This is a genomic window from Streptomyces chisholmiae, assembly GCF_031845445.1.
Taxonomy (GTDB): Bacteria; Actinomycetota; Actinomycetes; order Streptomycetales; family Streptomycetaceae; genus Streptomyces; species Streptomyces chisholmiae.
In genome coordinates, this window is the sequence record NZ_JAVREO010000283.1 from 1 (window position 1) to 402 (window position 402).

Annotated in this window: 1 protein-coding gene; it reads left to right on the plus strand. The window is 47.8% G+C overall.

The genetic code is table 11. The features are described from left to right. Positions 1-136 precede the first annotated feature (136 nt). Positions 137-402 (plus strand): manganese efflux pump MntP (locus tag RM844_RS33215; RefSeq protein ID WP_311671136.1); only part of this gene is annotated, 266 nt, incomplete at its 3' end.

Genomic DNA, 402 nt, shown 5'->3' on the forward strand with positions numbered 1-402 from the left:
ATTATAGCACAGTTATAGGCTTCCCACAAGAAAGGTAAAAGAAATTCATAGATTATTCGATTCTTTCAGAATCTAGAGAGCTTTCTAAACAAAACGAATTTTTCGAGTGATTTATCACTCGATTGGAGAGATGAACATGGGAATCATCAACATCATCGTCATTGGGCTCGGGCTCGCTATGGATGCTTTGGCTGTTTCCATCACAAGCGGCCTTACCGTGCGCCGCGTCCGTATCCGTTATGCCTTAAAGCTTGCACTGAGCTTTGCGGGCTTTCAAGCGCTGATGCCGGTGATCGGCTGGCTCGCAGGCATCCGATTCAGCGAAAAAATCCGGACGGTCGATCATTGGGTTGCCATGCTGCTGCTCGCAGCGATCGGGATCAAAATGATCCTCGATACCGT